We start from the raw sequence: 22,478 nt of genomic DNA, 5'->3' as shown, positions 1-22,478 counted from the left end.
CCTCCCGTATCTCCCCCCCCACCACCCCTCTGTTGGTCTCCTGGTGCTCGGGCCCAGCCGGCCTCCCCGGTGCGGGGCCGGGGCCCCCCCGCTGTCCCCCCCGCCAGCCCCTTGTCCGCGCTAAGCGACTGCGAGCGAAACGAAGTCGCTGATACTCCTCAGATCGCGCCGCCCGTGGAGAAAGCCGATGCCGCGGTGGATGTGGACGATCAACGTTCGGGAGACGACCTCGTCCGTGGGCTCTTCGTCGTCTGCGAGGCAGCGTTGCTTGAGAAGGGCGAGGTATACGTCCCCGTACGCCCCGGCGAACGTCTTCCAGCTCATCTCGACGTTCGAGTCAGTGACGATCTCCTTCACCAGCGGAGTCGAGTCGTCCTGCAGAGACAGTGCGAGAGCCCAGCGGCACAGGACATTCCAGTGTGTGATGCCGGTATGCCGCTTAAGCCAGACGAGTTGATCCTTGGCCGTCTGCGAGAGGCGGATGGTCTCAAGCGACATGTGCGGCTCCCTCGGTCCACCAGTAGCCGGGTTCGACGGTAGTGGTGAAGGTCTTGTCGTCATGGACGAGCGTGTAGGTGTGAGAGAGATACGGCTTGAGGCGCCCCAGCAACTTCTCGTCGATCTCCTCGTCTGTGGACAGCAGCAGCACCTGACGTCCGGCCTCGGGGAAGTAGCGGTCCACCAGGTGCTCCCGGTGCTTGCTGTCCAGGCGGCCCAGTGGGGTGTCGATGATGCTGGGCAGACGGTTGCCTGCCGTCTTAGCCAGGCCCCACAGGAGAGAGACGGCAAGCAGCTGGCGTTCGCCAGCACTCAGTCGACCAGGGTCGATGGCCTCGCCATCCGGGCCCGTGAGGACGAGCGCGAACTTGTCCTCTGTGTCGATGGTGATATCACGGATCAGACCTTGCTTGCGCATGAGCGTGTTGAAGCTCTGCAACACAGCGACTTCGACGTTCTCGATGTGATGGGCGAGGAGATCCACGCCGAGCTGCTCTAGGGTGCCGCGCGCCTTGCCCGAGTACTTGACCACTCGTTCGAGCCATTTGGAGCGCCACTCCGCCGTGTGGCGAGAACTGTGGGCGCGCTTAAGCTCTTCTTTCAGCCGTCCGCAGCGAGCAACAGCTTCATCGTGAAGGCTCTCGTTCCGCTCGAATTCCGCCCGCGCGACAGCCAGCCGCTCGATCGCGATCTTTCGATCTTCAACGAGCCCACCGATGAACTCGTCGTCAGGCACAGCATCGACCTGCTGCTGGGCGACTTCGAGATCCTCGGCGAAGTCAGCAGCCTCCTTCATGAGTTCCTGCGCCCGATCGGCGGATGTGGCCAGAGCCTGCTCCAGTGCCGACAACTGCAGCAAGGCGTCATGGGGCAGGTCGAGGTTGTGTTCCAAATCCGCGGCAGCTGCACGCTTCTTGCGATCACTCGTCAGCTTCCGTTTCAGCACGGAGCGGGCACTCGCGGGCAGCTCGTCAATGATCTGCGTAATCAGCCACTCGTCGCGCTCTTCCAGGACTCCAAGGAATCGTGAGGCGTCGTCGGCCTCCCTTTCCCGCTTCGCCTGCTCCTTCACGCTGTTGAGCTGATCTTGCAGGAGCAAGAGCGGCAGCGGGCCCTCTGCGAGAGCTACCAGGGCCTTGTTCGTGGTGGCCAGCTGGTTCTTGATCCGGTTGCGCTCGGCCTCAAGTTCCTTTCTGCGCTCGTACTCCTTGCCGCCAGCGTATTCAAACTTCTGCTCGATTTCATCCAGGGCGACTTGGCGCTGGAGAAGCCCTGAGCGAGCCGCCGCCATCCGCTGATGGGCATCAGACGCGGCTTGAGTTGCCTGCTTGAGCTCCAACTCCTGCTTCTGGATCTGCTCCAGGACGTCTTGGTCGGCTTCGGACAGCCGCTGGCGGTTCTCAAGAGTCCTAAGTAGCTGCCGAAGCCGTTCTACGGCACTGACGCCGAGGAGGGAATGGATGGCCGATTCGATGACCCTGGCGGCGCTGCGCGGGTCGGCAAGCTCTTCGATCTTCTCGCCGTCGAAGAAGAAGAGAGTGGATACGTCGAGCGGTAGGATGGTCTCAACATGATCCGCCCAGTTCTCTGTATGCGTGCGACTGAACTCGCCGTTGACCAACACGGTCAGGAACTCGCGCAATGTTTTACTGCCGGTGAAGTACCAGTTCCTCACTACGCGGTAGTAGTGCTCCTCGTTCTCTACCGTGATCGAGAATTCCAGTGCGATGGACGCGCCTTCGGCGGGGTCAGCCTCGCGGTTGATGCACTGCTGAAGGTACTCGTTATAGGGGCGATTGCCGCGGCCACTGCAGTCCGCCTTAGGCCCGTAGAGTACGAGCTGGATAGCATCGAGAAGTGTGGTCTTCCCGCAGCCGTTCAAGCCACCGATTAGGACGATGGGGCGACCGGGCTCCGTTCGGAGGTCGAGCCGCTGCTCGCCTCGGTAAGCCCCAAAATCGTGCAGCGTAACGTTATGAAGGTGCATCGGTCTCTTCGTCCAAAGTCAGTGCCTGGGGCTGGTCGGCGGCCTCAGTTCGGACGCCACTCGCGGTAATTGCTTCCTTGAGTTGCGCGAACTCCAGGGCGTCCTCCTTGTTTTCGTAGAAGCCCTTCTGGATTACCTTCTCAAGCGCCTCGTAGAGGCCTTTTCGGCGAGTCTTGGTCCTGTACTCCCGCTCAACAGCAAGTAGTTCGCGCACCATGGTGAAGTGAATTTCGTCATCGCCGCAGATCTTACGGAGGAGATCGATCTCGTTCGCGCGGATGACCAAGCTCTGATCGAGGTCCTGGCCCGGGAACTTCTCTCCGGTTTCCTCCTCGTAGATCCGGGGGAGGATGTCTTCCACCTCGTGCTTCTTGAACACCCAGATCCGGCGGATTTCGTGGAGCTCGCCCATCGTGATCAGCTCGATGTTGCGAGCCTCCTCCGGGCCTTCCTTGCGGACATGTGCCTGTGCGCGAAGCAGCTTCCGCAGCCAGTCCTCGCGAGCTTTCTGGGTGTAAGGACCCTGGATGATGCGGTCGTTGAACAGTTGCACGCGACCGTTCATCCTGCGGAAGTCCCGTGTCTCCTTCTCCGTCGATACATCGTCCAGCTCGTTCCGAAGCGTGAGGAGGGGCCGCATCCACTTCTTCTGCTCGGGGTCATTCTGGATCATGGCGGTCATGGACTTGTCCTGGTCCACAAGCGTGCATGTCCAGCAGCCGAACCGGCTGTCACCACAGGACGGGGTGGTGTCGTCCACAACCAGCGGACATTCGGAGTCGCTGGATGCCCCCTGATACATGGTGAGCAGATCCTTGTTCTTGTAACCCCATGGATTGGCCTGCTGCATGAGGAAGGCCCAGACCTCGTCGTTGGTCCAGTCCTCGATAGGGCTGTACACGAGCGAGTTTGGGAGATTGCCGTTGGGGGACAGGCGGTCACGCACACGCCGCTTCTCGTGCTTTGCCATGGCTCGGGCACGTGCCTGGCTCTCTGCCTTGCGGATACCGAGGACGAGAATGGCTTCACCGTGACGGCGTACCACCTGGCGGATGAACCGGTTCGACGGCTTGATCTTCATCCGCTCGGTGCACCATCGGAACTTCGGCCGAGGGGCCGGGTATCCGCGGCCAATCAGGTTGACCCAGAAGGTGTCCTCCACCTTGGGGGTGAGCCGGTGCGGTTCGATCGGCAGGCCCTGCTCCTCCGCCGCCTTCTTCATCGTCTCAAGCGACTGTGACACCCAGGCGGCGACAATCGGGTTTTCAACGAGAGTGTCTGTGCTGATCACATGCACTGGTTTGCTGCGCTGTTCGGGCGGCAGCCCCTGCAAAGCAAGCCACACCAGTTGGAGGACGGCGGTGGAATCCTTTCCGCCGCTGTAGCCGATGACCCAAGGCACCTCGTCCGCGGTGTAGAGCTCACGCACTTCATCGGTTAGCTCGTTCACGACCTCGGAAAGGCCCCGGCCCTGGAAGGCCACGGGACGTGCCACGGTGCTCATGCATCTCCTCGTACGTATGCGTCCTCTACACGCTGTTCTTCGGGGCTGAGCCGAAGGTCCATGTGGTGTCGGAGGTAGTTCACAGTCAAAGTCAGGTTCTGGTGGCTCTTCGACACGCGGCCACCCACGAGTGCTCGGCCTTCCCAGTCGGTGTTGCTGCGTGTCCAGTCCACGGACTTCAAGCGGGCCAACTTCGGCTTCCACGCTTTGGGAGCGTGTGCGTTCCTCAGGAGGGTGTTTCCGATCCGTCCTAGGGCATGCAGTGCGATGCCATGGCTATGAATGAAGTCGCGGCGCACTTCGGGGGCCGTCAACTCGCGGCGGCGTACCAGAGACCATTCCGGGATGGCCGCGTCAATGGCCTCCCAGTACTGCTCGGCGAGTGTCTGTGCTTGGTCCTTCTTAACCTCAAGTCCCTGAAGAAGGGACTGAGTTGCGTAGTAGACAGCACTGAGAGTGAACAGTTTGCGGGACCGTTGGGAGAGAGTGCTGTTCTCCATCTCCACGTGTCCCTTGAAGATGGGCGACTTCATCGCAAGCAGTCGGGTGATGATGGCCAGGTCGTCTCGATGGTCGTAGAGCACGCCGATGGACCGGGCGGGACGGACGGCATGACGGTTGAGGTCTGCGAACATCTGCTGGCAGCGGGCGAGGCCGGCATCGTGGAAGAAGACGACGGCGATGGTCTCTTCGCCGAGGTCCGGGTTCTCCTTCAGTGCCTGTTCGATCGCAGCTCGACGGTGCTGGCCGTCGTTGATGAGGAAGCGAGCGGCCATGGGGATGCGGATCTGCCCTGCGCGCATCCCCACACCGGAGTCAGAGATGCCCTCGAAGTGCATCTCGCCGTCCACGGACGCCGTCAGCGCGCTGAAGACGTAATCGTCCGGATTGTCCACGATGTACCGAGTGAGGGCTGGGAGTCTCCCCTTGTTCAGCACCCGTTGCGCGCGGACTTCGGGGGCCAGCTCGTCTTCATCGAACAGGAAGATCTTCGGAATGAGACGAAGCGGACACATGGACACGTAGAACTCGCGCCCTGCCTGGACCCCTCGGATGGCTGGAAAGATGTACTCGAAGCCTGAAGAGGTGGCGGCGTCTGCGAGTTGCGAAGGTGACTGTGATCCCACCTGCGCAACGGTATCGTACTTGTACGTCAGGGATTAGACGTACAGGGTATGCAGGAATAACGCACAGAGGTGTGGTGGGGCTAGTGGTGACGTATCTCGATGCGGCAGCGACCACGCGCGTGGACCCGCGCGTGGCCGAGGTTGTCCTGCACTGGATGACCGAGGAGTTCGGCAACGCAGGCAGTCGCACCCACGAGTACGGCTCCCGGGCGAAACGTGCCGTGCAGCAGGCGCGTCAGTACCTAGCCGGCACGTTCAACGCCGAGGTGGACGAGCTGATCTTCACCAGCGGCGCGACCGAGAGCAACAACATCGCCCTGCTGGGTCTGGCCCCCCACGGCGAAGAGACCGGCCGACGTCACATCATCACCTCGGCAATTGAGCACAAAGCGGTTATCGAGCCTCTTGAGCACCTACAGACACGGGGCTTCGACGTCGACTTCATCGAACCCGGCCCGTCAGGACGCGTCAGCGCCGACGCCGTGATGGAACGCTTGCGTCCGGACACCCTGCTGGTATCGCTCATGCACGTCAACAATGAGACAGGGGTCGTGCAGCCTGTCGCCGAGATCGCTCACAAGCTGCGTGAGACCTCCACATACATGCACGTGGATGCAGCACAGGGCTACGGGAAGCTGACCGAGGACCTCACGGCGCCGATCGACATGATCAGCGTCAGCGGGCACAAGATCGGCGGACCCAAGGGCGTCGGAATGCTCCTTGCCCGCCACCGCGGCTGGGACACCCTGCCCCTCAAGCCCATCATGTTCGGCGGCGGCCAGGAGCGGAAACTGCGGCCGGGCACCCTCCCGGTTCCGTTGATCACGGGGTTGGCTGAAGCGGCGAAGATCTTCCACAAGGAACACGCCCAGTGGAGCAAGGAAGCGGCTGCCTTCCGCGCTCGCCTCCTGGACGCACTCGCGAAGATCCGCTTCCGTATTAACGGCGACCAAGACCACACGGTCCCTCACATCCTCAATCTGACCTTCGACGGCGTGGACGCCGAGGCGCTCATTGTGATGCTGAAGGACCAGGTCGCCGTAGCGACGGGCTCCGCGTGCACGAGCGCCTCCTACACCCCCAGCCACGTCCTGACCGCCATGGGCCTGCCTGAGGAAGTGGCCTCCAACGGGCTTCGCCTGTCGTGGTTCCCCAGCCAGACGACGGACCTGGACCCCATCGAGCTGGCAAATGCGATCATGCGCTTGCAGCCGGACTCAGCTTGATCGGTCAGGCCCTGCCCGCCGGACCAGACGATGCCCCCGCAACTCGCGCCCACAGCGGAGGAGCTCGGCCTCCCAGCCGTTCTCCGTACCGATGAGGTGAGGGTGCTCGTACAGCCCCGCCTTCACCTCTGCCGCCGTGAGTCGTTTGTAACGCTCGACGGCCGGATCGTCGGGAGCCAGGAACTCGTGCTTGCGGTGCAGTAGCGGCCGGTTCTTGGATTCGGCGTATGACGTGTGCGAGGTCTCGAGCGTTTTGAGATCTACCTGGTACGACGACAGGATCCGCGGGTGCGGGTCGGTGTCGAAGTCGGGGTAGTCCAGCCAGCTCACGGCCCGTCCCTGGTGACGCAGCTTGGCCACGGTCCAGTCCTGTGGGCGGCCGGCCGCGATCGAGGCACAGTGCTCGTACAGGCGCAGGATGGTGGGCATGTGGTGGAGCGCGCGCTGGTGCACGTACAACGCGGTCGGGGTGAGCTTCCCGACCGCGGAGGCGTTCATGGCTCCGCGGAGGTACGCGTCGTCGCGGAGTTTCAGCAGAAGGCGGTCGGATCGCTGGCATGCCTCCTTGTAGGAGGTGAAGAAGGCGCGGACGTCGAGCTGGACACTCAGGGGGAGGCTGCTGAAAGGGCCGCGGCCGTTGAAGAGTTCGACTGCCAGGAAGAGCAGCGTATTGAGCGTGGTTCGCTTGCGGCCCTCCTCGACCTTGGCTTGCTCGGCGGAGTCCCGGACAAGGCGGCGCAGTTCATTGGGGCGTAGGTGGCCGAGAAGCTCAGCCATCGGCTGGGGCACTTCCTCCATACGGGGAAGGCGCCCGCGCCGTTCCACGTGGTCGACCACTGCGGCGATCGCCGAGGTCGTGTCTTCGGAGGCGAGCCACTCTGCGTCGGGAACGATCCGTTGAGCGAGGTAGCTCAGCCGCGCCGTCTCATCCTTGAAGGCGTAGACAATCCCTGGCACCGCGGAGACAGTCCGTACGCCCGTTACTTCTTCGACGTAGTTGCGCAGTTCGCTCGCCCCGAAGAGGTGCTGGAACGTTTGCCGGCTGGTGAGCAGGCCGTCACCGAACGCCTCACCGCGGACCTTCGACTTCTCCCAGGTAAGTCGTGCTGAGGCGACCAGGACTGTCCCCGCCAGTTCCCACGCTGCCTTGAGCGTCTTTCGCCGTTCCTGTGGATCTTCGATGACGTTGAGGACGTAGGTAAGAAGAACAACGTCCGCGGGCTCCAGTGTCGTCTCGGGCAGGTAGAACGGATCCCAGCCAACGGCGCGGTAGTCCAGCTGCTGAAGGGTGCGCACGTCACCACCGCGGCCGCAACCGTAGTCAAGGAGGGTGCGTCCGGGGAGTACCTGCCTGTCGATCACCGCCTGTCTGGCAGGCACGGAGAGGCTTGTGCGGCTGATGGCGGTCAGTCTGCGGTCGCTGTTCCATGCCTGCTGCTCCATGCTCACACCCTTGTACAACTGGGGGACACACGGAGGGTAACGTCGGGCGGGCCTAGGCTTGGCGGCAACTCGGGACCGGCTGCTGGCGACGGGCATCGATGTCTACAAGCCTGGGCAGGTCAGTCTCCGACAGGCTCGCCACCCACAGCCTGCGGCGGTGTACTTCTGTGTGGACTCGCGGTGTCGGTTCGCCCCACGTGCTCAGGCGGAGTCCAGGTCGTCGAAGATGCTCCGGCTCACAGCGCCGTCGCTGCTCGCCTCTTCGCTCTCCTCCTCTTCGAATCCCCCACCACACAGGGGAGGTGAGTACAGGTAGGTGTGGAGTACGTCTTCGGTGGACGAGAGCTCAGCGGAGGCATCGGGGTGGTCCTCGTAGGCGGCGCGGTATGCGTGCACAGCGGCCTCGTAGTGTCGCGCAATGTAGAGCCAGTCTTCTTCAGACTCCCATTCGATGGTGCTTCCCGGGTCCTCGATCACGTCCGCTAGCTCGGGGATGACCTCGCGGAAAACTCGCTCTCGGAGCTCCTGGTACTCATCTGATGTGGCGAGTTCAGTGGTTGCGGACGTCTTTGCCCAGTCGAAGTCGACCTCGAGATGGATGGGGAGGGATGCGGCGTTCTCTGTGATTTTGACAACGGCAGACCTCCGTTCCTTTTCCAGGAGGAGCCCGGCTCCCCATAGGCGAGCCAAGAGCTTGATGCCAGTTGCCCCGAAGCGAAGCGTGTCTTCATTGGTGAACTTTCCGATGATGTCTCCTCTCAACTCTGCGAGCCTCAGCAGGAAGACGGGGCTGCAGCATGAGGAGAGGAACTCGGCAAAGTCCGCAGACTCGCAGAGAAGACGAGTGCCGTGAAGTTCCGAGATTCGGTTGATGAGGAGGTTGTGGCATACCTCCGGGATCACGACGGTCTCGCGTGAGACGTCTTGTTGGCCGCCACAGTCGACCATGGTGAACAGTGCTCTTTCGGTCAGTCCGGAGATAAAGATCTCGACCAACTCGCTGTTCTGGCCGATGTGTTTCGCCAGGGCGTGCGCCAAACTGGGATGGTAGAACTTCCATCGTGGACTGGTCTGAGTGTCGACCCTGAGGAGGAAGGACCCGCTCAAGCGGCCAAGGGCCTGAGTCACTCCGGCCTTGGTGCCCCCTATGAGATCCATTGCTTCTACCTCCCGCGAGGTGAAGGCAATAGGTGATTTTAAGCCTTCGCCGGCCATGTACACCAGGCGCAAGGCCGAAAGCGAATCTTGATCCAGCCCTCTGAGTACCTCACAGAGATGGTCGATGGGATTCTCGAAGAAGTCCAGCAGTTGCCGCTCCGATCCACTCTCAAGTCCGGATGACAAGTAGGTGCTTCCCAGCCTCCTGGCTTGCTCGGGTGTGAAGGATGTAGATCGAGCCGCGACGTGCAGATGGTCCTTAATTTCCGTGAGGAAGCTCTTGGGCTGGTCTCCGTGCCGTAGATGATTGTAGAGAATCTGCTCCCTTTCTCTCACCGTCAGGCCATGGGGGGACAGGTCCACCCGGCGATCGAGGAGTTCCCTTGCGGTCCCCTTGAACTCGCCTCGTGCGGCTTCAAGGATGTAATCACGGCTAGTGAAGACAAAACGAGCACCGTTCTTGATCGCAGTTCGCATCAGCCCGAAGCTGCGAACCCACTTCTCGGTAGACCGGGCATCGAACCTAAAGACGCCGAACGCGTCGTCAACCCAGAAGAGCTGGTCTGGCTCGTGCGGATTCCACGCCTCGCGGAATTCCTCAGGTGCGTCAACCCTGATGACGGCACTCCCATAAGCATCCACCGCACCGATGGCAAGAGCAGCCGCAGTGATCGACTTGCCAGAACCCGCCCCACCGACCAGGATGGCGAACCCATGATTATCCAGATATTCCATGGCCTGTGCGTAGAATTTGGTTCGTACGAATGTGGCCAGACTCTCGTCACCCAGGTGTGACAGGAAGGCGTGCGCTTGACTGTACCGTCTTTCGTCAAGAATCTGAGTCAGGTCACCCAGCCCGTATACCCGCGGGATATTTCTGCGTAGACTCACGCTGCTAGTTATCATTTCCTGTATCCAGGTCCCGCTCAGCACGAGCGCGTGCTTGGCTCCGGCGGCCTGGAACATTTCGCGCATCAATCTCTCGCTGCCTGCCGTGACGCGCGCATTAGTCATGAGAACATAGCTTGAGCAGATTTTGTCTGCTACCAGCTTGCTGATTTTATTCACTTCACCGGAAACATCCGATGGTTTCAGCGTGTCCGACTCGTTCTGAACAAACTTGCATTGAATGACGAAAGGCCCTTCCAGCCTGCTGGCGCCCGTGCCCCCGAAGGGCGCTGGAGCCTTGGGATCCGCCTCCCAATCACCGTAGAAGGCGCCATCACGTCCACCGTCGCCGCCTTCGGCGAAGCTCACCACGGTCGGTCCCAGGATCTCTCGCATGATGGCCAATGCGAGATCCTCGAACGCTCGCCATCCAAGGGTGTGCAGCCGATAGTTTGGGCGAGCGAACGCCTCTCCGGGATACCGGGCAGAGTGTGAACTTGTCATGCACTAAAGGCTACTTGGGAGCGCCCTCAGTGGTGGCGGGAGCCAGCCGATGCCACTGGGGCCAGAAGCGGTGATTCGCTTGCCCGCTTGCAGAAGGTGGTGAGGAGATACGGACGGGGAACGTGGCGGGGCTACCAGGGGGATGTGCCGTTGCGGAGGTAGCGTGGGCGGCCGTCTGTGAGGGCGGCGAGGGCTGCTTCGAAGCGGCGGGTTAGGCGAGGCCCCAACACTGTTGCGGCTTCTGTGGGGGAGAAAAAGGCGAGTTCTGCAAGTTCTTCGTCGTGCGGCCGGAGGGCGCCCGCCGCTGCATCGTCGATGATGCCGCCATCGAAGATGAACGCCAGCTGGTCGTCCCACGGCCCGTGCGGCCCCACCCAGTCCACGACCAGCTCTCCCCGCAGGGTGACGGGGAGCCCCAACTCCTCCTTCAGCTCGCGGACTGCTGCGTCCTCGGGGGGTTCGTTGGCCTCGACCATGCCGCCCGGCAGATCCCATGCGGGCTTGTACGTGGGGTTCACCAGCAGCACGTGGCCTTGGCCATTGCGCAGCAGGACATCGGCGGAGACGCGCTTGCGGGCCTGGGTGGCGTTGCCCTCGGCCAGGTAGGCGTTCCAGGCGGCTGGGTCTGCGGGTGTGGGCCTCATGGAAGGGTGCCTCCGCTGTGGGGCGTGATGATGTCGGCCAGCAACAGCATTCTGGCCCGTGCCGCGTCATCGAATCGAGCCAGGAAGTCCCGCACGAGTGGGTAACCCCTGTGGGGCTCCAACATGCCGCGCAGTTCGTCGAGTTGGTGGACGACTCGGATGGAGCTCAGGTTGGGGCTCGTCGTTAGCAGGGCGAGCCCGAAGTGGACGACGGCATCCAGGTCGGCGCGATGGACATGAATGCCGACGAGGGCGATGCGGCTCAGTGCCAGTGATCGTGCCCGGCCATCCTCGCGGAGACTGATGGCTCGCTCGGCATGGGCGAGCGCCTCGTCGTACCTTTCAAGATCTCGCAGGACCAGGGCGGCTTCACTCGCGAGCGCGGCGGCGTCGAACGGGCTGATCCACGGGTGTTCCGCCTCCACCGATGTTTCGAGAACCGCGTGGGCCGTGTCGAGTGCGCGCACCGCCGGGGCGTGCTGCTGCGAGGCGGCGAGGGCACGGGCATGCATGGTGTGCAGTCGAGCCGTCAGCGACGGGATCCTTGGGCCGTGAGCCACATTCTCGAGGCCAGTCCGAGCTAAGTGTGCCGCCTGGGCTGGATCACCTGTCTGGAGGGCGAGATGGCTGCTGCTCGCTGCGATGTTGGCCGCCAAGGTCAGGTCGCTCGAGGTGCGGGCGAGGGGCAGGGCGCGGTCGAAGTGTTGTTGGGCGAGTTCATCGTGGCCTGTGTCGTGGGCCATCCAGCCGGCCATTTCGGTGAAGGCCGCGGCGGCCGCGAAGATCTGGAGCCCAGAGCGGGCATCCACGAGCCGCGGTCCAACGTCGTTGTGCAGATGGCGGACGACTGCTCCGTACAGACGGCCGCCGCCCGCTTGCCGGTCTGCATGGCGGAACGCATCCATGGCGGCCAGGTCGTCACCGTTCGGCGGTGACTCCACAGACTTCTGCGGTGTTGAAGCTTGTGGTTCCCATGAGCGGCGCGCGAGCCCGAGCAGGTGACCGGGAATATGGAGGGCGTCGGCAATCTGCTCGAAGACCGAGAGCTTCTCCACGCGGCTCTTGCCGTTCATGTAGTCGTAGAGCCGCCCCTGCGTGATGTCCACCGCTGCCGCGATGCGGCGGGTGCTGACGCCGCGGTGGTTGAGCAGCCGGAACAACGCCCCCATGTCGCGCTCCGCGCACGCGGCCAGCAGGTGTGGATCACCGAGCAGCCCGGCGACGACCCCGCGTAGATCCTGCTGCTGTCGGCCCATCAAAAGTGCCCCCTCGTAGCGTCTTTCGAGGTTATGACCCATGAGGACGCGGTGACTCCATCTTGGAGTCACTGGCTGGAGTCACATGGAGCCCAGGTGGAGGCGTTGACTTACGTTCTGCCTGCCCGGAGCGAGAGAACCGCAGCGTTCCTGTTCCGGCTGGCTGCCAGATCGGCGGTCCCGCCCCCGTGTCCCCCGTCGGGGACGGGGCCGCCCTCGTCCGTTTCGGAGGCGTCCGCCATGCCTACGCTAGTCACCCGCTTCGACATCACGGGCACCAGCAGCGAGGTTCCTGCTGCCCGGCGCGCGATCGTGGAGAAGACCCGGGCGTGGGGCGTCCCCCTGGACGACGACACTGCCTGCACCGTCGGTGTTGTGGCATCCGAGCTGGTCACCAACGCGGTCGTCCACACCACCGGGGCGGTAACTGTCGCGCTGTACCACCAGCCCGGTCGCCTCCTGATCGAGGTCCTCGATACCAGCAGTGATGCCCCGCTGGCACACGAGGCCGATGTCGAGGAGGAGCACGGCCGGGGCATGGGGCTCGTCGGCGCTCTCGCCGCCCGTACTGGCTGGCAGCACGTCGAGCGCGGCAAACGCGTGTGGGCAGAGATCGCGGTACCGAAACCGCCCCCACTCCTGCGTGCGGCTGTCCTGCGCCGGTACTTCGCGGCGCGATCGGGACCGTACGTCCACCGCGTGCTGCAGCCGTTTCTGCCCAGCCATCGGGCCGAGAAGAGGTACCGGCCGCAGCCCACCGGCCTTGGCTGGCCGGGGCATGACTCGCCGCTCGGGGTCGGGACGCAGGCGGCGTAGGGCAGTTCCTCAGCGTCCGTCGCCCGACCGGTGAGGAGCTGTCGCACCACAGGCACTACGGATGCGCCCGACTCCGTATCCACCCACTGCGCAATCCGACGCCCCGCGCCCGTGGGGCCTGATCGAAGGGAGAACCGCGTGAAGAGCGCCAAGAAGCCGAAGGGCGAGGAACGCACCGGCAGCGATGTCGGCCTGCTACTCGCGGTCGAGGACCTCGCCACAGCACACGACCGCAGCGAGGCGGAGCGTTCCGACATCACCAGCTCGCAGAACAGCGCGGGCGATGACGGTGACAACCGCGACCTGAACCTCCCCAAGGAGTAAGGAGAAGACCCATGGAGCACCGGCTCGTCACCGGTATCGAGAAGGCGCTCGGCTGGGACGGGCCGGGCGCCATGGGCACCCGGTTCGCTCGCGGGCACCTCGCGGATACGGACCTGATCACCCGGCTGATGACCCCCTACCGGCTGCTGGAGATCATCCAGCGCCGTCACCTGGCCAACCCGCAACTGCGCTGCTACGCCGAGGGCGACGAGGTACACCCGTCGACCTTCCTGTCCACCGCCGTCAACCGGCGCAGGCAGGCCGTACAGCAGGCCGACATGGCAGCCCTCGGCCGCATCCTCAACGGCGGCGGGACGGTGGTCCTCGACCATGTGGACTTCTTCGACCCGACGCTGGAAGTCGCCTGCCGGGCGCTGGGCTGGTGGTCGGGCGAACTGGCCTCCGCCAACGCCTATCTGGCAGTCGGCGACACCGACGGCTTCCATCTGCACTGGGACGACCATGACGTGATCGCCGTCCAGCTCTCCGGCGAAAAGTCATGGGAGGTCCGTGGGCCTTCCCGGCCGGCGCCGATGTACCGGGATGCCGAACGGAACCTGACCCAGCCGGAGGAGGTCCTGTGGAAGGGGACCATGCAGGCCGGGGACGTCATGCACATACCCCGCGGCTTCTGGCACACCGCGACCCGGATCGGCTCCGGAAACGAAGGCCACTCCCTGCACGTGACCTTCGGCATTACCAAGCGCACCGGCGTGACCTGGGCCAACTTCCTGTCCGATGCAGCACGCGCCGACACGGACTTCCGCACGGACCTGGAACGCAGCGAAGGCACCATCGACGGCGACGTGCTCACCAAGAAGCTGGCCGCGCTCGCCAGCGAATACACCCCCGAGCGTTACATGGACCAGCTGCGGGCGAACACTCCGCCGGCCCGGCACATGCCGTTCATCCCGACGTGCGGCCCCGCGGACACGGTGGCGGCCGTCACTGAGTTCGAGCCTGTGATCACATCCTCGGACAGCACCGTGCAGGTGATCGCAGGAGGCAAGCGGCTGACGTTCCACGAGCGGGCCGAGCCTGAACTTCGCGCGCTGCTGTCCGGACACCCGGTCCGCCTCGTGAACGGCGGAGAGGACCTCACGACGCTGGCCAGGCATCTCATCGAGGAGGGGCTGTGCGCACCGCTGACCGACGAATCGTCCTGGGCCTATACCGGGCTCGTGCCACCCGTGAACTTCTCGAAGGAGCCCTCAACCTCGGTGTGACGGCCCTGGACACCGCGTTCAACTACCACGGCTTCGGCGCACACCGTGCCCTGGCCAGGGCCGCCGCGGACCTGCTGCCGAGCTTCACCATCTCCACGAAGGTGGGGTACTTCCCAGATGGCCACGACGTGGATCCCAAGCGGCTGCGGCAGGCCGTGGAGCGGACGACTGAGGCTCTTGGCACAGTCCCGGACACCGTGCTGTTGCACAACGCGGAGTGCTCACCCGACGGCTTCGCCGACGCCTGCGCGCTCCTGGTCGAACTCAAGGACGAGGGGCTGTGCCGCGCCTGGGGCATCTCCAGCTGGGATCCGCGCCCCCTCCTCGAAGCCGAACAGGGCGCGCCACGGCCGGATACGGTGATGATCCGGGCCGGGCTCGCGGTCCCCAGCGGCGTACTCGACGCCGGCGAGGAGCTGGCCGCACGATCGGGCGCACAGGACGTGTGGGGTATGGCACCGTTCGGCGGCAGCACCACCGACCCGGTGTGGGCCAAGGTCGACACCTCGCTCTTCCTGGCCACCGGCCAGGAGGCCACACCACTGCAGGCGGCGATCGGAGCGGCCTTCGCGATCCCCGAGGTGTCACGCCTGGCCGTCGGAACCTCCCGGCTCGACCACCTCGCCGATGCCGTCCATGCAAGCACGCTGTCGGCCAACACCGAGACGGCGCAGCAGTATCGGACGCTGCTGCGCCAGAGGGCTACGGTGCACCAGTGAGCCAGAGCGGGAAAGGACCCCGAGTGCAGCCCTCCTTGGAAAACTTGTCCACCGTACCGATTGACGACGTCCTGGACAGTGCCGAGCAACGACTGGGACGCCAGCTCAAACGCCAAGACGGCCACTACAGCAAGTACAACGGCAGCGCCGGATTCCCTACCGACACCGGGACCTGGGTACGCCTCGCATGGCGTCGCCCCGACAAGCTCAACACCCAGGCATGGACCGGCTTCGAAGCAGCAGCCGCCATCACGGGCGTGCCCCGCCCCGAATGGTTCGCCGCTGCCTCCTGGACAGACCTGAGGAGAGAGGTCGTCTGGCGCATCGATGAGATGACGCGCATGGACGGCGGCGCACTCTCGTCATCCGGAGATATCGGCGCCGATCCCCAACTGCCAGATCAATGGTGGAGCGACCTGCACGCCGCCCTCACCAGCCTGGCCGGCCACACCACCGACCGGGTGTCCATGAGCCAGACGCATCTCACCTCCCGCATCCAGGAGGTGTACGGCGACGAAATCGACACCACGATCACCGACTGGGCCTGCGCCCACGGCGACCTCGGCTACGCCAACCTGTGCGGCCCATCGCTCGGCATCCTGGACTGGGAGAGCTGGGGCATGGGCCCTGTCGGTTGGGACGCCGCCTGCCTGTGGACCGCATCCCTGCCCGTGCCGCATCTCGCCGAGCGAGTGCTGTCCCTCTTCGACGACGTCCTGTCCACGCGAACCGGACGCCTCTCCCGCCTGCTGCTGTGCGCCAACACTGCGAGAGCGTTCAAGCGAACAGGTACTCCAGGGCCGCAGACCGACACAATGACCGCTGTGGCCGAGTCGCTGCTGAGGGAACTGGGCTGACTCGAACTCGGGTCTCGTGCCGTGCCGGCGGGTGGCTCATTCGGGGCCAGGACTCTTCGTGAGGTTGGACCCCTTCCGCATCAGGAGCGGAAGGGGTCCTGCGTGCTGGGAGTTGCTGCACAGTTGGTCGAGACCGACCCGCCTTGTCCACAGCGAGGCGCAGTTCGGTCATGCGAGCGGTTCAGTGCTTAGAGGCCCTATTGAAGGTGTGCCTGCGATGCGATGTCCACGACGGCCGTGCCGTCGAGCGTGGTGATCGCGCAGGAGGGGACTCCGTCGTGCAGCAGGCTGTCCGGCAGCACCTCGTCACCGACGAGTGAGCGAAGCAGGTCCACGGTGACCCCGCCGTGGGTGACAATCGCGACCGGCCCGCGTTCCGCAGCCAGATCGGTCAAGCACGAGAGCAATCGCGCGCCGGCGTGGCGCGATGAGTCTCCGGACCGGGGGACGAAGTCCCGGTCCTGGACCGTTGCTGCCCAGTCGGCGAGAAACTCTTCGATGGGCTGGTCGTCGGCCCAGTTCATCCGCTCACGCAGGCGCACGTCCTCCTGCACCCGAATGCCGCTCGCGGATGCAATGAACTGCGCAGTCTCGCGGGCCCGCCGAAGCGGGCTGCTGAACACTGCGCGCAGCCCGACATGCCGCAGCCACTCTGCTGTGCGGGAAGCCTGCTCCCGGCCGAGCGTCGTCAAGCCCGGGTCACCGAGCTGACGCTCCTTCTCCGCGTGCTGCACCAAGTAGAACGTCGTCACAGGCGCAGCCTGGCGCATCGGCCACGGATACAGCCAGTGGAATATGGCGAGCAGTAGGCAGTTGGCCTCCGACGCCCGGCCCGGGGTGAGGCGTATGAACCCGAACGGTTTGGTGGCGGCCGCGTCGGCCGCCCAGACGCTGCGATAGGGAAGGTTCGGGCGACTGGTGTCCTGGGAGGCCCTTGGGACTGTGCCGATTCCCACGGCCTCGCCCGGTTCTGGTGCTCGGTCCTTGACTACGAGGTGCAGGACGAAGGCGACGGAATTGTCACGGGTGCTCCCACAAGACGAAGAGGGCAGCTGTAACACCCGCCGTAGCCAGACCCGCTTTCTGGCCAATCTCAGGTCGGCGCTGCGTTTTGTGCGGCGCCTCTTCTTGGTCGGCATCAAGCATCCCCTCGTTTGTCGTTCTGCTTGGGATCGTCGGAGTACAGGCCGGTGCTGCCGACATGTCCTTTCACGCCACGGCTGGAATCCGGCGCCAGCCCAGTGGGGGCACAGTCCGACACGAGGCTTCCCTGTGCGAGGGCCGGCCGACCGGATGTACTCAGCAAGCCCGTCAGCCCTGGGCCCTCCCCGCTGCAGATTGCAGTCCGTAGCGCCACGGCGGCAGGTCGAAAAGGTGCGCCCAAGCACCCGGCGGCTATCGGTAGCCTTGCGCGCATGTCTACAGCCTCCACACGCGTGCGCTTCGCCCCGTCCCCGACTGGAATGTTCCATGTTGGCGGGGCCCGGTCGGCTCTCTACAACTGGGCCGTCGCACGACAGTCCGGGGGCAAGTTCGTCCTGCGTATCGAGGACACCGACACTGCCCGCAACAAGCCCGAGTGGATCGACGGGATCATCAGCGCACTCGCGTCCATCGGGATCTCCAAGGACGATCCCGCGTTCGAGGGCCCCTACTTTCAGTCGCAGAACGCGGACCGGCACCGCGAGGCCGCTCAGCAGCTTTATGCGCAGGGCCGTGCGTACTACTGCGACTGCACCCGTGAACAGGTGCAGGAGCGGACCGGCTCGCAGCACCTCGGCTACGACGGCTTCTGCCGGGACCGGGTCCTCGAGTACGTGGTGGGCCGGGCGCTGCGGTTCCGTACGCCCACTGAGGGTGAGACGGTCGTCGTGGACTTGATCCGAGGTGAGCCGTCCTTCCCGAACTCTTCGATCGAGGACTTCGTCATCGCCCGTGGCGACGGCTCGCCGGTCTTCTTGATCGCCAACGTCGTCGACGACCTCGACGAGGGCATCACCCTGGTCATTCGAGGTGACGAGCACCTGTCGAACACGCCGAAGCAGCAGCTGCTGTGGGAGGCGCTCGGCGCGAAGCCCCCGGTGTGGGCGCACCTGCCCGTGATCGTGAACGAGAAGCGGCAGAAGCTGTCCAAGCGCCGTGACAAGGTTGCCCTTGAGGACTATCTCGCTGAGGGCTACCTGCCCGAGGCGATGACGAACTATCTGATGCTGCTCGGCTGGGGCCCGGGCGATGACGTCGAGCTCCGCCCGTACGAGGAGTTGGAGCAGAAGTTCCGCGTCGAGGACGTGAACACCTCCCCGGCCTTCTTCGACATCAAGAAGCTGACCGCGTTCAACGGCGAGTACATCCGCGCCCTGCCAGCGGAGAAGTTCGTCATGGCCTGCGAGCCGTGGCTGCGGGCCCCTTGCGCCAACTGGGCGCCCGAAGACTTCGACCAGGTGGCCTGGGAGGCGATCGCCCCGCATGCCCAGACCCGCTTGGCCGTGCTGTCGGACATCATGGCCAACGTCGACTTCCTCTTCCTGAAGGAGCCGGTGGAAGACGAGGCGTCCTGGGCCAAAGCAATGAAGGGCGACCCTGTGGCCCTCATGGCCACGGCCCGCGCCAAGCTGGAGACGGCCGACTGGACCAGCCCCGAGTCCCTCAAGGAGGCGGTCCTGGCCGCCGGCGAGGAGCACAGCCTGAAGCTGGGCAAGGCCCAGGCCCCGGTGCGCGTCGCCGTCACGGGCCGCACGGTCGGCCTGCCTCTCTTCGAGTCCCTGGAGGTCCTCGGCAAGGACCGCACGCTGGCCCGGATCGACGCTGCCCTGGCGAAGCTGGCTGGCTAACCACCTCGTGATCAAGGTTCCCTCGTCTGTGTATCCGCCGCGGGTTGCCTCACTGCTGAGTGTCGTGTCGATCGACACGGGCGAGGCGCTCGGTCGTGGATGATCGAGGTGAGTCGGCAGCGGAGGGCCTCGTCGATCCGTGCTGTCGCTGCTCATCGTGCTCGGGGCTGTCGTCGTACCCGTGGTGCTTGCGGACGAGCTTCCAGGCACCACGGTTGCTGTCCCAGAACAGGGCCTCGGTGACGCGGGCCGGCGGGAGCCACTGGTGGTTCTGGTGCTCATGCGGGTTGATGGTCACCGTGGTGTCCGGTGTGCTGGCGGTGTAGAGGGTCTTGCTGATGGTCAGACGCGGGGAGCTGACGACGGTCAGGTCGGTTGCGATCTCGGTGAGCTGGGTGTCGGTGAGTTCCAGTCCGGTCTCTTCGCGGATCACGCGGAGGGCGGCCTGGAGCGAGGTCTTGCCATTTTCGATGCCGCCGGTGATCGGCTGCCAGAATGCTTCGTGCTTGCCCGGCCGGGCCGGTACCTGGAGGAGGAGTACGTCCTGGCGAGGGTCAGTTATCCAGCACTCGATACTGCGTTGGTTGTCACAGACTCCAACCCGAATCGTGCGGGAATTCGGGGCAGGGGCTGCTGGGGGTTTCGACGCCGGAGGCGTCGCTGGCGTCTCGTTTCATCCAAGCCTCGATTCCGGTCAAGGTTTGTGCGATGAAATCGGTGGGCGCGCCGGACGATTGGATTGATGTGCTCGCCATCGCGGCCAGTTGTTGGTCTGTCATTGACAGTTGGGTTCGGGCGATCTGGTATTCCGTGAGCACGCTGGTATTCAGCAGCAGCGGGTCATCGGAGCCCAGGGAACATGGGACCCCGCTTTTCAGGAGGCGCGGTAGGGGATGTTCTTCCATGTGATTGACAACTCCCAGAACACGGTTGGACGTGAGGCACACGTCCAAGGTGATCCGGTCGGTGGCAAGCTGTTCCATGAGCGCCGGTTTTTCGACGGCGCGGATTCCATGGGCGATCCGGTCGGGAGACAATGTGTCGAGTGTGCTGCGGATGCTCGGTCCGCCCATGAGTTCCCCTGCATGCGGGGCGATGATAAGTCCTGCATCCCGGGCGATCGTGAAGGCTTCACTGAACGCCCCCGGAGGAGTGGCCGCCTCATCACCGGTAAGGCCGAAGGCCACAACGCCGCGGCCGGCATAGTCGGCGGCGAGTCTCGCGAGGACAGCGGCATCTCGCGGATCGCGGTTGCGGCTTGCGCCGAGTGTGAGTCCGAAACCGACGCCGATGGGTCTGCCTGCCGCAGTTCCGGTGTCCAAAACGAGGTCAAGCACGTCTTCGGCCGAGCCGAGTGCGGGCGCATAGGTCGTCGGATTGAAATGTGGTTCGATCCAAACGGCCCCTGAGGCTGCCGCGTCCTCGACGACCTCTCGTACCAGGCGCCGCATGTCACTTCGTGTTCGAATCAGCTTAACGACGGCACGGTAACAGTGCTGGAATGCATCAAATGAGCGATAGCAACCGACCTGCGGCTTTGGCTCGGCATAGGTGCTTGCCAGATCCGCGAGGGTTCCTGGCCGCATGGCGCCCTCGAGGTGGAGGTGCAGGTCGGCTTTCGGCAGGTTCGCGAGGGTGCGGTCATTCAAGGCGATATCCCTCGTTGTTGAGAGTGTGGGGCATGGCCATGTCCTCGAGATAAGAACAGGTCGGACCACAGGTCACAGGCGTTCGACGTTCGCGCCGCTCAGGCGTGCTCGGCAGTCCAAGACGTACGGCGCGTGGTCCTCGATGAGCCGGAGATCGAACGCATCGTGGTCGGTCAGCAGGACGACCGCGTCGGAGGTCGCCGCATTGTTCGCGGTGAGCTGGGAATAGCGCACTCGTGCATCGAGGTCGAAAGGTTCGTCGACATGAGGGTCGACAATCTCAATTTGCGCTCCGTGTTCGGCGAGAAGCCGGGCGATGGTAATCGTCGGCGAGTTCCGCATGTCGCCGGTGTTGGGCTTGTAGGCCATGCCGAGCAGGAGGATACGTGAGCCGTTGACCGGCAGGCCCTTCCGGTTGAGAGCGTCGGTCAGGCGCTGCACGATATACGCGGGCATCGCGGAGTTGACCTCGTCGGCCACCTCGACCAGCCGCAGTGCCCGGCCTGTCTGCCTCCGGACTTGCCAGGACAAGTAGGCGGGGTCGACCGGAAGGCAGTGCCCGCCGACGCCGGGGCCCGGTGTGAAGCGCATGAACCCGAATGGCTTGGTGGAGGCGGCATCGAGTGCGGCCCAGATGTCGGTGTCGAGTTGTTGGGCGTGGACGGCGAGTTCGTTGACCAAGGCGATGTTGACTTGGCGGAAAGTGTTCTCCAGGAGTTTCGCCAGTTCGGCGTCGCGCACCGCAGCGACCTCGACGACGGTGTCGACGAGGCTCCGGTAGAAGTCACCCACGGCTTTCAGAGACGCATCGTCTATCCCGGAGACGATCTTCGGCGTGTTCTGGAGGGTCCATATTCGGTTGCCGGGGTCGATCCGCTCGGGACTGTAGCCGAGGTGGAAATCCTCGCCCGCCCGGAGCCCGGAAGCGGCTTCCAGTACGGGTCTGAGAACGTCGTCAGTCGTTCCCGGGTATGTGGTGGATTCCAGGATGATGACGCAGCCCGGCTGAAGATGTGGGGCGAGTGCCAGGCCGGCATGCTCGATCGCGGAAAGATCTGGTGCGCCGTCGCGCAGCGGCGTCGGAACCGCGATGACTGCGACCTCGAATCCGGCCAGGTCTTCTGGGCACGTGGTTGGTGTGTAGAGCCCGTTCGCCAGAGCTGTTGCGATCTGCTCCGCCGGCACATCAGGGCTCAATGACTCCGCGGCCTGCAGCCGTTTCACGCGGCCTGCGTCGGTGTCGAACCCCACGACCTGGTAGCCGGCTTGCGCTGCCCGGATGGACAGCGGCAGGCCGACGTAGCCTTGGCCGAGTATCACTGTGCGCAGCGGTTCGGAGGATACGTCGGCCACTGTCACTCGACCGGTCGGGGCAGGTCGGCGGCCAGCAGACGCTCGTGAACCTCGCCCAAAGCTGTGCGGTTGCTGTCGAATCGCAGCAGCTCGCTGGCCGCCTTGTAGTCCAGCCACTGTACAGCGGTGTGTTCGTCACAGAGCTTGATCTCGATGTCGGTCAGATCTGCGGCGAACGAGTACTCAGGCACAACGTAGGTTCCCGCCGGCCAGCTGTTCCGATCGGCGAAGAATCGTGCTGGGATGCTGGCGGTGGTCTGCAGTGGGTAGAGCGCGACTGTCCGGTCGAGGCCGAGTTCTTCACGCGCCTCGCGGACGGCGGCCTGCTGCGGGCTCTCGCCTGACTCACCGCCGCCGGCGACTGCCTGCCAGACGTCCATGTCCTGGCGGCGCAGAACAGCGAATTCGATCTGCTCGCCGACCCGGCGGAACGGTACGACGAGGACTTGGAATGGTGCTCGGGGCATG

At 64.4% G+C, this 22,478-nt stretch carries 20 protein-coding genes; 7 read left to right on the top strand and 13 right to left on the bottom strand.

The features are described 5' to 3' along the window. Positions 1–120 precede the first annotated feature (120 nt). From dndE to dndB, 4 genes are read right to left on the bottom strand one after another with little or no spacing between them, the layout of a single operon-like run. Entirely contained in the window at positions 121–498 is a 378-nt protein-coding gene (gene dndE / locus ABZ880_RS16940; protein WP_361262701.1) for a DNA sulfur modification protein DndE, read from the bottom strand. Next, positions 488–2,485, bottom strand: coding sequence for a DNA sulfur modification protein DndD (gene dndD / locus ABZ880_RS16935; RefSeq protein ID WP_361262698.1), 1,998 nt, complete (start codon positions 2,483–2,485; stop codon positions 488–490). The genes dndE and dndD overlap by 11 nt, the downstream gene beginning before the upstream one ends. Next, positions 2,472–3,989, bottom strand: a complete 1,518-nt coding sequence (gene dndC, locus ABZ880_RS16930) for a DNA phosphorothioation system sulfurtransferase DndC (protein WP_361262695.1) — start codon at positions 3,987–3,989, stop codon at positions 2,472–2,474. The genes dndD and dndC overlap by 14 nt, the downstream gene beginning before the upstream one ends. Then, positions 3,986–5,116, bottom strand: a complete 1,131-nt coding sequence (gene dndB / locus ABZ880_RS16925; RefSeq protein ID WP_361262692.1) for a DNA sulfur modification protein DndB — start codon at positions 5,114–5,116, stop codon at positions 3,986–3,988. Before dndB ends, dndC begins: the two co-directional genes overlap by 4 nt. Before the next feature lie 83 nt (positions 5,117–5,199). Between dndB and dndA the strand changes: the two genes are divergently transcribed. Beyond that, on the top strand, positions 5,200–6,342 hold the full coding sequence (dndA, locus tag ABZ880_RS16920) for a cysteine desulfurase DndA (protein WP_361262689.1): 1,143 nt from the start codon (positions 5,200–5,202) through the stop codon (positions 6,340–6,342). On the opposite strand, the gene ABZ880_RS16915 is transcribed toward dndA, so the two are convergent. The 4 genes from ABZ880_RS16915 to ABZ880_RS16900 all read right to left on the bottom strand — a co-directional run bounded on the left by ABZ880_RS16915 (position 6,334) and on the right by ABZ880_RS16900 (position 12,277). Beyond that, a complete protein-coding gene (locus ABZ880_RS16915) occupies positions 6,334–7,785 on the bottom strand; it encodes a DNA phosphorothioation-associated putative methyltransferase (RefSeq protein WP_361262686.1) in 1,452 nt (483 codons plus the stop codon). The two genes, dndA and ABZ880_RS16915, sit on opposite strands and share 9 nt — an antisense overlap. Before the next feature lie 201 nt (positions 7,786–7,986). Beyond that, on the bottom strand, positions 7,987–10,227 hold the full coding sequence (locus ABZ880_RS16910) for a hypothetical protein (RefSeq protein WP_361262684.1): 2,241 nt from the start codon (positions 10,225–10,227) through the stop codon (positions 7,987–7,989). A gap of 239 nt (positions 10,228–10,466) precedes the next feature. Then, on the bottom strand, positions 10,467–10,979 hold the full coding sequence (locus ABZ880_RS16905) for an NUDIX hydrolase (RefSeq protein ID WP_361262681.1): 513 nt from the start codon (positions 10,977–10,979) through the stop codon (positions 10,467–10,469). After that, the gene (locus ABZ880_RS16900; RefSeq protein ID WP_361262678.1) at positions 10,976–12,277 is read right to left on the bottom strand and encodes a helix-turn-helix transcriptional regulator; all 1,302 of its coding nucleotides are present in this window, start codon (positions 12,275–12,277) and stop codon (positions 10,976–10,978) included. Before ABZ880_RS16900 ends, ABZ880_RS16905 begins: the two co-directional genes overlap by 4 nt. Before the next feature lie 198 nt (positions 12,278–12,475). On the opposite strand from ABZ880_RS16900, the gene ABZ880_RS16895 reads away from it, so the two are divergent. The 5 genes from ABZ880_RS16895 (at position 12,476) to ABZ880_RS16875 (ending at position 16,177) form a co-directional block, all read left to right on the top strand. Further along, positions 12,476–13,051 (top strand): ATP-binding protein, encoded by a 576-nt coding sequence (locus tag ABZ880_RS16895; protein ID WP_361262675.1) that lies wholly within the window; start codon positions 12,476–12,478, stop codon positions 13,049–13,051. Positions 13,052–13,189: 138 nt separating this feature from the next. Continuing rightward, entirely contained in the window at positions 13,190–13,375 is a 186-nt protein-coding gene (locus tag ABZ880_RS16890) for a hypothetical protein (RefSeq protein ID WP_361262672.1), read from the top strand. 11 nt (positions 13,376–13,386) lie between these two features. Beyond that, positions 13,387–14,601, top strand: a complete 1,215-nt coding sequence (locus tag ABZ880_RS16885) for a cupin domain-containing protein (RefSeq protein ID WP_361262669.1) — start codon at positions 13,387–13,389, stop codon at positions 14,599–14,601. Continuing rightward, positions 14,598–15,320 (top strand): aldo/keto reductase, encoded by a 723-nt coding sequence (locus tag ABZ880_RS16880; RefSeq protein WP_361262665.1) that lies wholly within the window; start codon positions 14,598–14,600, stop codon positions 15,318–15,320. The genes ABZ880_RS16885 and ABZ880_RS16880 overlap by 4 nt, the downstream gene beginning before the upstream one ends. A gap of 23 nt (positions 15,321–15,343) precedes the next feature. Next, positions 15,344–16,177, top strand: coding sequence for an aminoglycoside phosphotransferase (locus ABZ880_RS16875; protein WP_361262662.1), 834 nt, complete (start codon positions 15,344–15,346; stop codon positions 16,175–16,177). A gap of 197 nt (positions 16,178–16,374) precedes the next feature. Here ABZ880_RS16875 and ABZ880_RS16870 read toward each other — a convergent pair whose 3' ends face one another. Continuing rightward, the gene (locus ABZ880_RS16870; protein ID WP_361262659.1) at positions 16,375–16,929 is read right to left on the bottom strand and encodes a histidine phosphatase family protein; all 555 of its coding nucleotides are present in this window, start codon (positions 16,927–16,929) and stop codon (positions 16,375–16,377) included. Positions 16,930–17,640: 711 nt separating this feature from the next. Here ABZ880_RS16870 and gltX point away from each other — a divergent pair. Then, positions 17,641–19,008, top strand: coding sequence for a glutamate--tRNA ligase (gene gltX, locus ABZ880_RS16865; RefSeq protein WP_361262745.1), 1,368 nt, complete (start codon positions 17,641–17,643; stop codon positions 19,006–19,008). Positions 19,009–19,057: 49 nt separating this feature from the next. Here the strand turns inward: gltX and ABZ880_RS16860 are convergent, their stop codons facing one another. The 4 genes from ABZ880_RS16860 to ABZ880_RS16845 all read right to left on the bottom strand — a co-directional run bounded on the left by ABZ880_RS16860 (position 19,058) and on the right by ABZ880_RS16845 (position 22,477). Next, a complete protein-coding gene (locus tag ABZ880_RS16860) occupies positions 19,058–19,582 on the bottom strand; it encodes an NUDIX domain-containing protein (protein ID WP_361262742.1) in 525 nt (174 codons plus the stop codon). A 13-nt stretch (positions 19,583–19,595) separates the two neighbouring features. Continuing rightward, positions 19,596–20,657: an adenosine deaminase gene (gene add / locus ABZ880_RS16855; RefSeq protein WP_361262656.1), complete on the bottom strand. Its 1,062-nt coding sequence runs from the start codon at positions 20,655–20,657 to the stop codon at positions 19,596–19,598. Positions 20,658–20,729: 72 nt separating this feature from the next. Then, on the bottom strand, positions 20,730–22,010 hold the full coding sequence (locus tag ABZ880_RS16850; RefSeq protein WP_361262653.1) for a nucleotide sugar dehydrogenase: 1,281 nt from the start codon (positions 22,008–22,010) through the stop codon (positions 20,730–20,732). A gap of 2 nt (positions 22,011–22,012) precedes the next feature. Beyond that, positions 22,013–22,477 (bottom strand): NUDIX pyrophosphatase, encoded by a 465-nt coding sequence (locus ABZ880_RS16845; RefSeq protein ID WP_361262651.1) that lies wholly within the window; start codon positions 22,475–22,477, stop codon positions 22,013–22,015. Position 22,478 lies beyond the last annotated feature (1 nt).

Origin of the sequence: Streptomyces sp. NPDC047043, from assembly GCF_040644055.1 — a bacterium.
Taxonomy (GTDB): domain Bacteria; phylum Actinomycetota; class Actinomycetes; order Streptomycetales; family Streptomycetaceae; genus Streptomyces.
The sequence above is the reverse complement of the archived record's forward strand: the minus strand, read 5'-3'. Positions and strand labels throughout refer to the sequence as shown.